13 protein-coding genes are annotated in these 13,946 nt (G+C 66.5%); 12 read left to right on the plus strand and 1 reads right to left on the minus strand.

The window, feature by feature from the left end; genetic code table 11:
• Positions 1–232 precede the first annotated feature (232 nt).
• The 9 genes from ftsZ (at position 233) to dnaE (ending at position 10,418) form a co-directional block, all read left to right on the plus strand.
• A complete protein-coding gene (gene ftsZ, locus LDO15_RS07900) occupies positions 233–1,450 on the plus strand; it encodes a cell division protein FtsZ (protein WP_223985690.1) in 1,218 nt (405 codons plus the stop codon).
• 129 nt (positions 1,451–1,579) lie between these two features.
• A complete protein-coding gene (locus tag LDO15_RS07905; RefSeq protein WP_223985692.1) occupies positions 1,580–2,329 on the plus strand; it encodes a polyphenol oxidase family protein in 750 nt (249 codons plus the stop codon).
• Complete coding sequence (locus LDO15_RS07910) at positions 2,322–3,131, plus strand: YggS family pyridoxal phosphate-dependent enzyme (protein ID WP_223985694.1); 810 nt, start codon at positions 2,322–2,324, stop codon at positions 3,129–3,131. The genes LDO15_RS07905 and LDO15_RS07910 overlap by 8 nt, the downstream gene beginning before the upstream one ends.
• An 87-nt stretch (positions 3,132–3,218) precedes the next feature.
• Positions 3,219–3,749 carry a cell division protein SepF gene (sepF, locus tag LDO15_RS07915; protein WP_223985696.1) on the plus strand — a complete coding sequence of 177 codons (531 nt, stop codon included), beginning with the start codon at positions 3,219–3,221 and terminating at the stop codon, positions 3,747–3,749.
• Between the two features lie 138 nt (positions 3,750–3,887).
• Positions 3,888–4,196, plus strand: a complete 309-nt coding sequence (locus LDO15_RS07920; RefSeq protein WP_223985699.1) for a YggT family protein — start codon at positions 3,888–3,890, stop codon at positions 4,194–4,196.
• Positions 4,197–4,359: 163 nt separating this feature from the next.
• Positions 4,360–5,055: a DivIVA domain-containing protein gene (locus LDO15_RS07925; protein WP_223985702.1), complete on the plus strand. Its 696-nt coding sequence runs from the start codon at positions 4,360–4,362 to the stop codon at positions 5,053–5,055.
• Between the two features lie 167 nt (positions 5,056–5,222).
• Entirely contained in the window at positions 5,223–5,801 is a 579-nt protein-coding gene (lspA, locus tag LDO15_RS07930) for a signal peptidase II (protein ID WP_223985705.1), read from the plus strand.
• Entirely contained in the window at positions 5,794–6,768 is a 975-nt protein-coding gene (locus tag LDO15_RS07935; RefSeq protein ID WP_223985708.1) for an RluA family pseudouridine synthase, read from the plus strand. The genes lspA and LDO15_RS07935 overlap by 8 nt, the downstream gene beginning before the upstream one ends.
• Before the next feature lie 92 nt (positions 6,769–6,860).
• Positions 6,861–10,418: a DNA polymerase III subunit alpha gene (dnaE, locus tag LDO15_RS07940; protein ID WP_223985711.1), complete on the plus strand. Its 3,558-nt coding sequence runs from the start codon at positions 6,861–6,863 to the stop codon at positions 10,416–10,418.
• Between the two features lie 48 nt (positions 10,419–10,466).
• Here dnaE and LDO15_RS07945 read toward each other — a convergent pair whose 3' ends face one another.
• Positions 10,467–10,925, minus strand: a complete 459-nt coding sequence (locus LDO15_RS07945; protein ID WP_223987197.1) for a flavin reductase family protein — start codon at positions 10,923–10,925, stop codon at positions 10,467–10,469.
• A gap of 283 nt (positions 10,926–11,208) precedes the next feature.
• Here LDO15_RS07945 and LDO15_RS07950 point away from each other — a divergent pair, with 283 nt between their 5' ends.
• From LDO15_RS07950 to nrdR, 3 genes are all read left to right on the plus strand, one after another.
• Positions 11,209–11,781 carry a hypothetical protein gene (locus LDO15_RS07950; RefSeq protein ID WP_346655985.1) on the plus strand — a complete coding sequence of 191 codons (573 nt, stop codon included), beginning with the start codon at positions 11,209–11,211 and terminating at the stop codon, positions 11,779–11,781.
• Positions 11,782–11,785: 4 nt separating this feature from the next.
• A complete protein-coding gene (gene hisD, locus LDO15_RS07955; RefSeq protein WP_223985715.1) occupies positions 11,786–13,171 on the plus strand; it encodes a histidinol dehydrogenase in 1,386 nt (461 codons plus the stop codon).
• Between the two features lie 232 nt (positions 13,172–13,403).
• Entirely contained in the window at positions 13,404–13,907 is a 504-nt protein-coding gene (gene nrdR, locus LDO15_RS07960) for a transcriptional regulator NrdR (RefSeq protein ID WP_223985717.1), read from the plus strand.
• The last annotated feature ends 39 nt before the right edge of the window (positions 13,908–13,946 follow it).

Here is a 13,946-nt window from a genome sequence, read left to right on the forward strand (position 1 = left end):
TCCGGGCGGGCAGGGGCGGCGGCGGGGCCGGATGGAGTGCAAGAAGGGCCTATTTAACCGGTATTCCCGCGACACGCGGCGCCGGTTATTGAATGTCCCCGGCATAGGAAATACCGTCACAGACATGAGTTACTTGACATAACTATAACCTTCAACTCGAAGGTTAAGGTTCAAAGCTTCAAGCAGGACTCGATAAGTTTTCGCATTAGTACACGAACAAGGGACACGTAACGTGGCAGCTCCGCAGAATTACTTGGCCGTCATCAAGGTCGTCGGCATCGGCGGCGGTGGCGTGAACGCAGTCAACCGCATGATCGAGGTCGGTCTTCGCGGCGTCGAATTCATCGCCATCAACACCGATGCCCAGGCATTGTTGATGAGCGATGCCGACGTCAAACTCGACGTCGGGCGTGAACTGACCCGTGGACTCGGTGCTGGCGCGAACCCCGAGGTCGGCCGTCAGGCCGCGGAGGACCACGCCGATGAAATCGAAGAGGTCATCCGCGGCGCAGACATGGTGTTCGTCACCGCTGGCGAAGGTGGCGGAACAGGCACCGGAGGCGCCCCCGTCGTGGCCCGGATTGCGCGTTCCCTTGGCGCGCTGACGATCGGCGTCGTGACGCGCCCCTTCACCTTCGAGGGCCGCCGCCGCGCCGGCTCCGCCGAAGCCGGCATCGACGCCCTGCGCGATGAAGTCGACACCCTGATCGTGATCCCGAACGACCGCCTCCTCTCCATCAGCGACCGCAACGTCTCGGTCCTGGACGCGTTCCGTTCCGCTGACCAGGTCCTGCTGTCCGGTGTCCAGGGCATCACGGACCTCATCACCACGCCGGGCCTGATCAACCTTGACTTCGCCGACGTCAAGTCCGTCATGCAGGGCGCCGGCTCCGCACTCATGGGCATTGGCTCGGCCCGCGGCGAAGACCGCGCTGTCAAGGCCGCGGAGCTCGCCATCGCCTCGCCGCTGCTGGAAGCATCGATCGACGGCGCCCACGGCGTCCTGCTTTCCATCCAGGGCGGATCGGACCTCGGCCTCTTCGAAATCAACGAGGCGGCCCGCCTGGTCCAGGAGGTCGCCCACCCGGAGGCCAACATCATCTTCGGCGCCGTGATCGATGACGCCCTCGGCGATGAGGCGCGCGTCACCGTCATCGCCGCCGGCTTCGACGACGTCAAGGCCACCTCGCCGTCCATGGACCAGTCCCTGCCCGCCGCGCCGCAGCGCCCGGCGTCGGCAGCCCCGGTCCCGGCGCAGGCACCCGCCTCCGCCCAGGTTCAGCCGCTGCACGCTGCCGTCGGGGCCTCCGGCTACGGCGGCTGGGGCCAGCAGCGCCCCTCCGCGGTACCGGCTGACTCGGGCTTCGACGTCGACCTTCCGGCCGTCGTGGAGCCGGACCTCTCCGGCCGCCACTCCGATGACCTGGATGTCCCCGACTTCCTGAAGTAAACGGATCGGCTTCAGCATGGCACCGCCGTCCGGCGGTGCCATGCTGCGTTGCGGCAGGTCACGGTGGATCGGGTTACGGTGGATGGTATGAACGCAAGAATTCCGGACATATTGATGGCGGTGTTGTGATTGTTTTCCTGGCGGGCTGAAGTCCGGCCGGGCGTCTGGGTGGCCTTCACCGACGTCGGAGCCGGGAACCTGGCACTGCACGTTGGCGATGACCCCGCGGAGGTTCGCCGCCGCCGTGCGGAGCTCGAAGCCGCCGCGGGACTCGGCGGGCGCTCCTTCAGGTACATGAACCAGGTCCACGGCGCTGACGTCGCCACGATCAGCGGCGGCGCCGCTACGGCAGACGCCGCGGAGGCTGCGGTTGCCCCGACCGCCGATGCCATGGTGACCCTGACCGAGCCGCTGGCCGTCATGGTGGCGGACTGTGTCCCGGTAGTCCTGGTCGGCGACGGCCCGGCCGGCGCCCCGGTCCTTGGCGTCGTCCACGCCGGGCGGCCCGGCGTGGCCGCCGGCGTGGTGCCGGCCGCCGTCTCGCGCCTGCGGGAACTTGGCGCGGAGAACATCGGCGCCTGGGTCGGTCCGTCCGTCTGCGGAGGCTGCTACGAGGTGCCTGACGGCCTGCGCGCTGACGTTGCCGCGGCCGTCCCGGCGACCTGGTGCACCACCTCGACCGGCACTCCCGGGCTGGACCTGCCCGCGGGCGTCCGGAGCCAACTGGAGGCGGAAGGGGTCTCGGTCGAATACTCCGGGGGCTGCACCCTCGAGGACGACACTTTGTTTTCCTACCGGCGCAACGGCCAGACCGGCCGCTTCGCCGGCCTCGTGTGGATGCACGCCACGGACGGAACCCGAGGACATGGCCATGACTGAGCCGGCGAAGGGGCGGCCCGCACACAGTCCAATCCCTGCCGCCGGACAGGGGGAGAACCCGGCAGGCGCGCTCGAGGGTCCCCGGCTGGCGCAGCTGGACACGAACCTGACAGCTGTCCGCCGCCGGATCGACGCCGCAGCGGCCGCCGCCGGCCGGCAGGCGACGCCGCCCCGGCTGATCGTCGTCACCAAGTTCCACCCGGCACAGGACGTCCGCCGGCTCGCGTCCCTGGGGGTCACCGACGTCGGGGAAAACCGGGACCAGGAGGCCGCGGAGAAGGCGGCACAGCTCGGCGATCTCGGCCTGTGGTGGCACTTCATCGGCCAGCTCCAAAGCAACAAGGCCAAGTCGGTGGTGAAGTACGCCCACGCCGTGCATTCGGTGGACAGGCAGGCCCTGGCTGCCGCCCTCGCCAAGGCGATGGCAGCCGAAAGTGACCGCACAGGGCGTCCGCCTTTGGACTGTTTCATCCAGGTCAACCTGGCGGAGCAGGCCGCCGATTCAGCGGCGGCGCACCGCGGCGGCGCGGCCCCCGAAGAGGTCCCGGCCCTCGCCGAACAGCTAGCCGGAGCGGCCGGACTCCGGCTCGCGGGCGTCATGGCCGTTGCCCCGCTCGGCGCGGACCCGGCGGCCGCGTTCGAGAAACTGGCGGGCATTTCCGGGCGGCTGACCGACCAATTTCCGGACGCCACGGGAATATCGGCCGGCATGAGCCAGGACCTCGAGGAGGCTGTCCGGTTCGGGGCGACACACCTGCGCATTGGCTCCGATATTCTCGGTCCGCGTCCGGCGCTGCGGTAAGTTCGACGTATTGGAAGGTAACGGCGGGGATTCCAAGGCTATCTAGTCATTAAGCGGCCCGCTTACGGACAAGATTAGGAGTCGACCATGGCTGGCGCTCTGCGCAAGACAATGATCTATCTTGGGCTCGCCGACGGCGACGAACACTACGAGTCTGAGCACCCCACACCGCACAAGGATGAGGACGAATCCATGGAGCAGGACCGCGAGGAACGACGAGCGCCGGCGCCCGTCCGCGAGGTCCCCCGGGAAGAGCCCTACGCCGCCGAAGAGGAATATCGCGCACCTGTGACACCCATCAAGCGTGCGGCATCGAGCCGCGAAGAGACCACCGGACTCCGGCAAATCACCACAATCCATCCGCGTTCGTACAACGACGCCAAACTCATCGGCGAAAGCTTCCGCGACGGGATCCCCGTCATCATGAACGTCACCGACATGGGCGAGGCCGACGCCAAGCGACTCGTGGACTTCTCCGCCGGCCTTGTTTTCGGACTCCGCGGCAGCATCGAGCGGGTGACGAACAAGGTGTTCCTGCTCTCGCCGTCGTACATCGAGGTCATTGGCGATGACAAGAAGGCCAGCGAGACGCAGGCGAGTTTTTTCAACCAAAGCTAGCGGCGAATATTTCGCACGAATGCCAGGCGGGGGAGACCCGCCTGGCATGGGTGTGGAATTATCCGTGTTGAAATAGAAGCAACACTTTCCTTAGGACACTGCGGTATCCGGAATGAACATGGAGATATGAGTTAGCTCATGGGAATTGTTTTTGGGCTCGTCTATATCGCTCTGTTGCTTTTTTTCGTGGCACTCATCATCCGCCTCGTCTTCGACTGGGTGCAGATGTTTGCCCGGAGCTGGCGGCCGCGCGGAGCGGCGCTCGTGACCGCCCACGCTGTGTATTCGGTCACGGACAGGCCGCTCAAGCTGCTTCGCCGGCTGATCCCGCCGCTGCGTCTGGGCGGAGTTTCCCTTGACATCGGCTTCCTGCTGCTGTTCGTGGCCGTGAGCGTGGCGATGTGGGTCGTCAAGGGCCTGGTGTACGCCCAACCGGTCGCAGCATGAGCCGCCCCGGCACGGCAGGCGACTGACCAGGGCCGACGCCCAAACCGATAGAAACTCCGGTTTGACACTGCGGTGTTGAATTAGAGGAACCAGACCATATTTAGGTACCGTAGTTTTGACGGCCGGAAGGCCTACTGACTAACTAGACCAACGAGGTGACCAGATGGCTTTGACGCCAGAAGACGTTGTCAACAAGCGCTTTCAGCCGACCAAGTTCCGCGAAGGCTACGACCAGGATGAAGTTGATGACTTCCTGGACGAGATCGTCGTCGAACTGCGACGCCTGAACCAGGAGAACGACGAGCTCCGCAAGAAGCTCGCCGAACTCGGCGCCGGCACGCCTGCCAGCTCCACCGCCGCGGCGCCCGTCGTGGAAAAGGTGCCGGCACCCGTCAAGGCCGAGAAGGAAGACGCTGCCAAGGCCGAGGCCGAGGCAAAGGCAAAGGCGGCCGCGGAAGCCGCCAAGAAGAAGGAAGCCGAGCAGGCCGCCAAGGCTGCCCAGGCAGTCGAACCGGCACGCACCGCTGCCACCCCGGCCTCCGAGTCCGCAGCCGGCCTGCTCGCCATGGCGCAGCAGATGCACGACAAGCACATCGCCGACGGCGAGCAGCAGCGCGACAAGATCATCGCCGAGGCGCAGATCGAAGCCAGCAGCCTCGTCAACGATGCGCAGGAGAAGTCGCGTAAGATCCTCGGTGCCCTCGAGCAGCAGCGCTCCGTCCTGGAACGCAAGGTCGAGCAGCTGCGCGGCTTCGAGCGTGACTACCGCTCACGCCTGAAGGCCTACATCGAAGGCCAGCTCCGTGACCTCGACGCCCGCGGCTCGGTTGCCGCCCCTGAGGTTAGCGAAACCAGCTAGCGCATTAAGCAAGTATTCTGAAAGCCGGTGGCTGAGGACTCCTCGGCCGCCGGCCTTTCGTCTTTCCCGCACCGTTTTAGTCCTGCACGGTGCCGCCACCGGTCCCGGTGCCGGCGCTTGCCGGGCACCATCCCCGGTCTTCGTACTGGCTCCCGATCGAAAGCACTATGACTGACGCACCATCACCAGACGCCACGCAGCCCGCCGAGGCGGCAGAGACCGTCCACGCCCGGCCGCGCCGGGCGGCGCTGTTTGTCCTGTTCGCTGCCTTCGCCGTGTTCGCCTATGTGTTCGACCAGCTGACCAAGCTCTGGGTCACGTCCACCATGACGGAGGGCGAGCGGATACCGGTGTTTCCACCGCTGCTGCACTGGTTCTACATCCGCAACTCCGGAGCGGCGTTTTCGATCGGCGAAAACGTCACGTGGGTCTTCACGATCATCATGGCGGCCGTGTCCGTCGCTATCCTGCTGCAGCTGCGCAAGCTCGGTTCGCTCTGGTGGGCCCTGGCGCTCGGGCTGCTGCTCGGCGGCGCGCTCGGCAACCTGACGGACCGGCTCTTCCGGGAGCCATCCTTCGCGATGGGCCACGTGGTGGACTTCATCCAGCTCCCGAACTTCGCGATCTTCAACATTGCCGACTCGGCCGTCGTCTCCGCCGTCGTCATCATCTGCCTGCTTACGCTCCGCGGGATCTCCCTCGACGGTTCGCGCCATACGAAGGAAACAGTGGCCAAGGATGTCTGAACAAGCAGATCTGGCCGGGGACTCCGGCGCTGCCGCTGCCGAGCACCGGCGGTTCACCGTCCCGGAAGACCTTGCCGGCGCGCGCGTGGACGCCGGCCTGTCCAAACTGATGGAAATTTCCCGCTCTCAGGCGGCGGTCCTGATTGCCGAAGGCAACGTCAGCAGCAACGCCAAGAGGGTCGGGAAATCCCTCAAACTCGCCGCCGGCACCGTGCTCGACGTCGTGGTGCCCGGCCGCCGGGACCCCCTGGAAATCGTGGAGGAAGTCGTGGAAGGCTTGAAGGTCCTGCTGGACGATGACGAGTTCGTGGTCATCGACAAGCCCGTCGGTGTGGCAGCCCACCCCTCGCCCGGCTGGGTAGGACCCACGGTAGTGGGCGGCCTCGCCGGCCTCGGCTACCGGATCTCGACGTCGGGGGCACCGGAGCGCGCCGGCATCGTCCACCGGCTCGACGTCGGCACCTCCGGCGTCATGGTGGTCGCCAAGACCGAAAACGCCTACACCGTGCTCAAACGGGCCTTCAAGGAACGCACTGTGGACAAGGTCTACCACGCTGTGGTCCAGGGGCTTCCCGATCCGCTGGCCGGCACCATCGACGCGCCCATCGGCCGCCACCCGGGCCACGACTGGCGGTTCGCCGTGATCGAGGACGGCCGTGATTCCATCACGCACTACGAGGTCCTCGAAGCCTTCGGAAAGGCCTCGCTCGTGGAGGTGCACCTGGAAACGGGCCGCACCCACCAGATCCGCGTCCACTTCGCGGCCCTGCGCCACCCCTGCGCCGGTGACCTCACGTACGGCGCAGACCCGCGGCTGGCGGCCACCCTGGGCCTGACCCGGCAGTGGCTTCATGCCCGGGAACTGTCCTTCGACCACCCGCGGACGGGGGAGCGGGTCACCGTCACCAGCGAGTATCCGCAGGACCTGAAGTATGCCCTCGAGGTCCTGGAGTCCGGGGACGCCTGAGCCGCCCGGCGGCGGCTGCCTGATCCGCACGGGTTCCGTTCCCGCCGTCGTGGTGGCGCGCCACTGTCGCCGCACGGCACTAGAATGGTGCGGTGACTTCCAGCAACGACTCGTTTGTCCATCTCCACAACCACACCGAGTACTCGATGCTGGACGGCGCCGCCCGGCTCGGTGAGCTGTTCGACGAAACCGAGCGGCTCGGCATGCCGGCCTTGGCCACGACGGACCACGGCTACCTGTTCGGCGCCTTCGACTTCTGGAAGCGGGCCACCGACCAGGGCATCCGGCCCATCATCGGCGTCGAGGCGTATGTGACTCCCGGGACGGCGCGCACGGACAAGACCCGTGTGCGGTGGGGTGAGGAGCACCAGCGCAAGGATGACATTTCCGGCGGCGGCTCCTACACGCACATGACCCTGCTCAGCTACAACAACGTGGGCATGCGGAACCTCTTCCGGGCCTCCTCGATTGCCTCGCTGGACTCGGTCTTCGGCAAATGGCCCCGGCTGGACCGTGAGCTGCTGACCACCTACTCGGAAGGGCTCATCGCCACCACCGGCTGCCCGTCCGGCGAGGTCCAGACCCGGCTGCGGCTGGGCCAGTACCGCGAAGCCGTCGAAGCGGCCGCGGAGTTCCGCGACATCTTCGGCGCCGAGAACTACTTCTGCGAACTCATGGACCATGGCCTGGACATCGAGCGGCGCGTCACGGGCGACCTGTTGCGCCTGGCCAAGGAACTGAACCTGCCGCTGGTGGCCACCAACGACCTCCACTACACGCACGAGCACGACGCGAAGGCGCACGAGGCCCTGCTGGCCATCCAGTCCGGTTCCACCCTCCTGGAGCCGACGTACGACAACGGCGGTTCCCGCTTCGCCTTCTCCGGCAGCGGCTACTACCTGAAGTCACCGCAGGAAATGCGGGAGCTGTTCCGCGACCACCCGGAGGCGTGCGACAACACGCTCCTGATCGCCGAACGCTGCGAGGTCTCGTTCAACACCGGCGCCAACTACATGCCCCGGTTCCCCTGCCCGGAAGGGGAGGACGAAACGTCCTGGCTGGTCAAGGAAGTCGACAAGGGACTCCGCTACCGCTACCCCCAGGGCATCCCGGACAAGGTCCGCAAACAGGCCGACTATGAGCTGGAAGTCATCACCTCCATGGGCTTCCCCGGGTACTTCCTCGTGGTGGCCGACTTCATCAACTGGGCCAAGAACAACGGCATCCGGGTGGGTCCCGGGCGTGGCTCGGGTGCAGGCTCCATGGTGGCGTACGCCATGCGCATCACCGACCTCGACCCGCTGCACCACGGCCTGATCTTCGAGCGCTTCCTCAACCCGGACCGCGTCTCCATGCCTGACTTCGACGTCGACTTCGATGACCGGCGCCGCTCCGAAGTGATCGACTACGTCACGCGCAAATACGGCGACGAACGTGTGGCGATGATCGTCACCTACGGCACCATCAAGACCAAGCAGGCCCTGAAAGACTCCTCGCGCGTGCTGGGCTACCCGTTCAGCATGGGCGAGCAGCTGACCAAGGCGCTGCCGCCGGCCGTGATGGCCAAGGACATTCCGCTGGCCGACATCCAGAACCCCCAATCCAAGCGGTACAGCGAGGCCGGGGACTTCCGCCAGCTGATCGCCACGGACCCGGAGGCCGCCAAAGTCTTCGAGACGGCGCTGGGCATCGAAGGCCTGAAGCGGCAGTGGGGTGTCCACGCGGCCGGCGTCATCATGTCCTCGGACCCCATCATCGACGTCATCCCGATCATGCGCCGCTTCCAGGACGGCCAGGTCATCACGCAGTTCGACTACCCGACATCTGAAGGCCTCGGCCTGATCAAGATGGACTTCCTCGGGCTGCGAAACCTGACGATCATTTCCGACGCCCTGGAAAACATCAAAATGAACCGGGGCATCGACCTCGACCTCGAAACCCTGGAACTGGACGATACGGCGTCCTACGAGCTGCTGGCCCGGGGAGACACGCTGGGCGTTTTCCAGCTCGACGGCGGACCCATGCGGTCCCTGCTCAAGCTGATGAAGCCCGACAACTTCGAAGACATCTCCGCCGTGCTGGCCCTTTACCGGCCCGGACCTATGGGCGCCAACGCGCACACGGACTACGCGCTGCGCAAGAACAAGATCCAAGAGGTCATTCCGATCCACCCGGAGCTGGAGGAACCGCTGTCCGAAATCCTCGGCGGCACCTACGGGCTGATCGTGTACCAGGAGCAGGTCATGGCCGTGGCGCAGAAGCTCGCCGGCTATACCCTGGGCCAGGCCGACATCCTGCGCCGCGCCATGGGCAAGAAAAAGAAATCCGAGCTGGACAAGCAGTTCGCCGGCTTCTCGCAGGGCATGCAGGACAACGGCTACTCCATGGCCGCGGTCAAGACCCTCTGGGACATCCTGCTGCCGTTCTCCGACTACGCCTTCAACAAGGCGCACTCGGCCGCCTACGGCGTCATTTCCTACTGGACCGCGTACCTGAAGGCGCACTACGCGCCGGAGTACATGGCCGCCCTGCTGACCTCGGTGGGCGACGACAAGGACAAATCGGCGATTTACCTCAACGAATGCCGGCGCATGGGCATCACGGTGCTTCCGCCGGACGTCAACGAATCAGCCCTCAACTTCACCCCGGTCGGCAACGACATCCGTTTCGGCATGGGCGCCATCCGCAACGTCGGCGTCAACGCCGTCGAAGCCATGGTGGCGGCGCGCGAAAAGGAGGGCGCATACACGTCCTTCAAGGACTACCTCTTGAAGGTCCCCGCCGTGGTCTGCAACAAGCGCACCATTGAATCCCTGATCAAGGCAGGCGCCTTCGACTCGCTGGGCCATCACCGGCGGGCCCTGGCCATGATCCACGAGGAAGCAATCGACTCCGTCATCACCCTCAAGCGCAACGAGGCGATCGGCCAGTTCGACCTCTTCGCCGGCTTTGAGGACCAGGAGCCCGAGGCCTCCCTCAGCACGGAAATCCCCGACCTGCCGGAATGGGAGAAAAAGGACAAGCTGGCGTTCGAGCGCGACATGCTCGGCCTCTACGTCTCCGATCACCCGCTGCAGGGGCTCGAGGGGCTCCTGAGCCAGCATGCCGACCGGTCGATCACCTCGATCATCGCCGAAGACGGCCCGCCGGACGGCTCGATCGTGACCATCGCGGGCATGATCACCTCGCTCAGCCGAAGGATCGCCAAGGCCAGCGGCAACGCCTACGCCCGCGCCGAAATCGAGGACCTCGCCGGTTCCATGGAGGTCATGTTCTTCGGCCAGGTCTACGGACCCATCGCCTCGGTGCTGGCGGAGGACCTGATTGTGGTGGTCAAGGGCCGCCTGCAACGGCGCGACGACGGCGCCGTCACCTTGAACTGCATGGAACTTTCCGTGCCGGACCTCAGCGACAGCCAAAACGGGCCCGTGGTGATCACCATGGCCACGCACAAGGCCACCGAGGCCGTCGTCACCGAGCTGGGAGATGTCCTGCGCACCCACCGCGGGAACTCCGAGGTCCGGCTGCACCTGCAGGGCGACACCCGGGTGGAGGTCATGGGCCTGCCCGTGCATCTGCGCGTCAACCCGAGCCCGTCGCTGTTCGGCGACCTGAAGGTGCTGCTCGGCCCGACATGCCTGGATAACTAGCGCCGACAACCAGCGCTGATGCCCGGCGCTGATGACCGGCGCTGCCGCTCAGATCTCGTAGTCGAGCGGAACAGGCTGGCTGTAGGCCCCGGAATGGTAGAGCAGTGGAGCGCCGTCCTCGCCGACCTGGCCCTCCACCACCTCGACCACCACGACGGCGTTGTTTTCAAACGACAGCCGCATCTGGACCTTGCCGATCAGCCAGCCGGTGACGCCCTTGAGCACGGGCACCTCGTGGGGGCCGAGCTCCCAGTGGTCGCCGTCGAACCGGTTGCCGGCCCGGGCGAAGCGGTCGGCGAGTTCCTGGTTTTCAAGCCCGAGCATGTGCACGCCGATGTAGGTTGTGTTCGCCACGGCCGGCCACGAACTTGAGGTCCTGGCCATGTTGAACGTGAAGCGCGGCGGCTTGGCGGACAGTGAGGCCACAGACGTCGCCGTGAATCCGAAAGGGACGCCGTTGAGGTTGGCGGTGATGATGGCCACGCCCGCCGCGTGCCGGCGGAACATTTCCTTGAATGTCCCCTCGAAGGCTCCGTCATCTGTGGCCACTGCGATCCAACTCCCTGCTGCACGTGCGTGTCATGGTTCCTACTCTGCCAGCGTATTCCGCCGGTGATGGAGTGGGGCATTTGTTTACGCCTTCCGTCATGTGGTGACCCGCGGGGTTATGTGCCCGGCCGGAGGAATCCTTGTTACGGTTTGTTGCATGACACAGCCCGCAGTTGACGGTCCCGTCCAGCACTCCGGGGAGCCCGGGCACGCCGGCGAGCCCACAGACCAGGATCGGCCCATGCCCCTTCAGACAGACGCGGAGCAGGCAAACACGGAGCACCGGGCCCGGCCCGGCGGAACCCCGTGGCGCAAAGCCGCGGTCATCGCGGCCGCCGGCGTCCCGGTGGGGCTGCTCTGGTGGCTTCTGGCGCCGTCGGGCCTGAACCTGCTGACCCGAAACCCGGACCTCGCCGCCGGCACCAACACCGCAACCTGGCTGCCCAGGGACCTCGTGCTGGCAGGTCTGTGCCTGCTCGCCGGCTGCATCGCAGGCTCGTTCGTCGCCGGCTCCAAACATGCACAGCCCGCGCCCGGCACCGTCATCCTGGTGGTCCTCGCCGGCGTTGCAGGCTCGCTCCTTGCATGGGGGACGGGCATTCTCAGCGCCCAATGGTGGGGAGCGCCGGCGGATACCTCGGCCAACGCCAGCGTCGCCTTCTCACTGCGGTCCTACGCGGTCCTTGCCATCTGGCCCGCGGCGATCGCCCTGGCCATCTTCCTAAACGCGCTCTTCCCGGGCTCCGGCGGCAAACCGCGCACCGGCGACCGGACGTCACGGCGTCGGGCCGCCGTGGCCGGGCACGTAAAATGATCGGGTGAGCCTAACTCCTGACAGCACTGTGACCCCGATTCCCGCCGCCCTCATCTTCCGCACGGTGGACGTGCGCGGCCAGCACCTGTCCCTCGCCGGCCTGCGCGCCGCCGTGCCCCGGGCGCAGTCCGGCACCATGGCAGATGCCGAGGACAAGGTTCTGGACATCATCTCCGCCGTCCGCGCGCGGGGCTTCGCCGCACTGCGGGAACTGGCGCTGTCCTTCGACGGCGTCCAACAGGAGCACCCCCGTGTTCCGGCCGAGGCGCTGCGAGCGGCCCTGGCGGACCTCGACCCGGCCGTGCGCGCGGCCCTTGAGGAGTCCATAAAGCGGGCCCGCCGCTTCGCCGACGCCCAGCGTCCGGCGAACGTCGACGTCGAACTCGGCGAAGGCGCCGTCGTCAGCCAGAACTGGTTGCCGGTGGCGCGGGTGGGGCTCTACGTCCCCGGCGGCCTGGCGGTTTACCCGTCCTCGGTGATCATGAACGTCGTCCCGGCCCTGGCGGCCGGCGTCGAGTCCATTGCGCTGGCCTCGCCGCCGCAAAAAAACTTCGGCGGCCTTCCGCACCCCACGATCCTTGCGGCGGCCTGCCTGCTGGGCATCGAGGAGGTCTACGCGATCGGTGGCGCACAGGCCATCGCCGCCTTCGCCTACGGCATTCCCGCCGTCGAGTCCGACGCCGGCAACCTCCCCGGGATCGACCCCGTGGACGTGGTGACCGGTCCGGGCAACATCTTCGTGGCCACCGCCAAGCGGTTGGTCAAGGGCGTCGTGGGGATCGACTCCGAGGCCGGCACCACCGAGATTGCGATCCTCGCGGACTCCACCGCCAGTCCCGCGCTCGTTGCCGCCGACCTCATTAGCCAGGCCGAGCACGACCCCAAGGCGGCCTCGGTCCTGATCACCGATTCCGAGGCCCTCGCGGCCGACGTCCGCGTCGAGCTCGAGCGGCAGGCGGCAGCCACCAAGCACTCCGGCCGCGTCCGCGAGGCCCTCTCCGGCCCGCAGTCCGGCGTCGTCCTGGTGGAGGATCTGGAGCAGGGCATCGCCGCCTGCAACGCGTACGCCGCGGAACACCTTGAAATCATGACCGCCGACGCCGCCCGGGTGGCCGGCCGGATCCGCAGCGCGGGCGCGATTTTCGTGGGGGACTACAGCCCCGTAAGCCTGGGAGACTACTGCGCCGGCTCCAACCATGTGCTGCCGACCAGCGGCACCGCGGCCTTCTCCTCAGGACTGAACGTGACCACCTTCCTGCGGGCCATCCAGGTAATCAACTACAGCCGCTCCGCATTGGAGCAGGTCAGCGGGCACATTGTCAGCCTCTCCGGCGCGGAAGACCTGCCGGCCCACGGCGAGGCCGTCACGGCGCGGTTCGCCGACCGGTAGCCCAAGGGCACCGACCACTACATGTAGTAATTACAGGCTTGTTATTCAGCTATATCTAGTCGTAAACTGAGGAAACAGGACGGTGCTGCCGACGGCGTCCGCCGCGGGCGTGGCACCGGCCCGCCAGCGGTATTGACGGAGGTATTGCCAGCGGCACTGCTGCTTGTTATCTGCATCAGTTGCGCTGCTGCCGGCGCTGACACCGAGGTTTGCGACAGGGGAGGAAACGAACATGTATTGCCCGTTCTGCCGAAACCCTGACTCGCGCGTGGTGGACAGCCGGATCGCCGACGACGGCTCCGCGATCCGGCGCCGCCGGCAGTGCCCCGAATGCGGCCGCCGGTTCACCACAGTGGAAACGACCAGCCTGACCGTCATCAAGCGCTCGGGCGTCGGTGAGCCCTTCAGCCGGAGCAAGGTCATCAACGGCGTCCGCAAGGCCTGCCAGGGACGCCCTGTCACCGAGGACGATCTTGCGCTGCTGGCGCAGGAGGTCGAGGAGTCGATCCGCGGCTCCGGGGCCGCGGAAATCGAAGCCCATGAGGTCGGGCTGGCGATCCTGGAACCGCTGCAGCGCCTCGACGAGGTCGCATACCTGCGGTTTGCCAGCGTGTATCAGGCCTTCGAATCGCTGGAGGACTTTGAATCCGCGATTTCCCTGCTTCGCCACGAGGCCGAGACCAAGGGCCGGGACGGCAAGAACCCGCAGAAGAGTCCGTTGCAGGCGCCGTCGTAGGTTCTGCGTCACCAATGATTGTGTCCCTGGTGTTGAATC

The organism is Arthrobacter sp. NicSoilB8 (genome assembly GCF_019977355.1).
Lineage (GTDB): Bacteria > Actinomycetota > Actinomycetes > Actinomycetales > Micrococcaceae > Arthrobacter.

Coding starts and splice junctions, on each gene's coding strand:
- LDO15_RS07910 (WP_223985694.1), top strand. CDS start 2,322: ATGACTGAGCCGGCGAAGGGGCGGCCCGCACACAGTCCAATCCCTGCC.
- sepF (WP_223985696.1), top strand. CDS start 3,219: ATGGCTGGCGCTCTGCGCAAGACAATGATCTATCTTGGGCTCGCCGAC.
- LDO15_RS07920 (WP_223985699.1), top strand. CDS start 3,888: ATGGGAATTGTTTTTGGGCTCGTCTATATCGCTCTGTTGCTTTTTTTC.
- LDO15_RS07925 (WP_223985702.1), top strand. CDS start 4,360: ATGGCTTTGACGCCAGAAGACGTTGTCAACAAGCGCTTTCAGCCGACC.
- lspA (WP_223985705.1), top strand. CDS start 5,223: ATGACTGACGCACCATCACCAGACGCCACGCAGCCCGCCGAGGCGGCA.
- LDO15_RS07935 (WP_223985708.1), top strand. CDS start 5,794: ATGTCTGAACAAGCAGATCTGGCCGGGGACTCCGGCGCTGCCGCTGCC.
- LDO15_RS07945 (WP_223987197.1), bottom strand. CDS start 10,925: ATGTTCCGCCGGCACGCGGCGGGCGTGGCCATCATCACCGCCAACCTC.
- LDO15_RS07950 (WP_346655985.1), top strand. CDS start 11,209: ATGCCCCTTCAGACAGACGCGGAGCAGGCAAACACGGAGCACCGGGCC.
- nrdR (WP_223985717.1), top strand. CDS start 13,404: ATGTATTGCCCGTTCTGCCGAAACCCTGACTCGCGCGTGGTGGACAGC.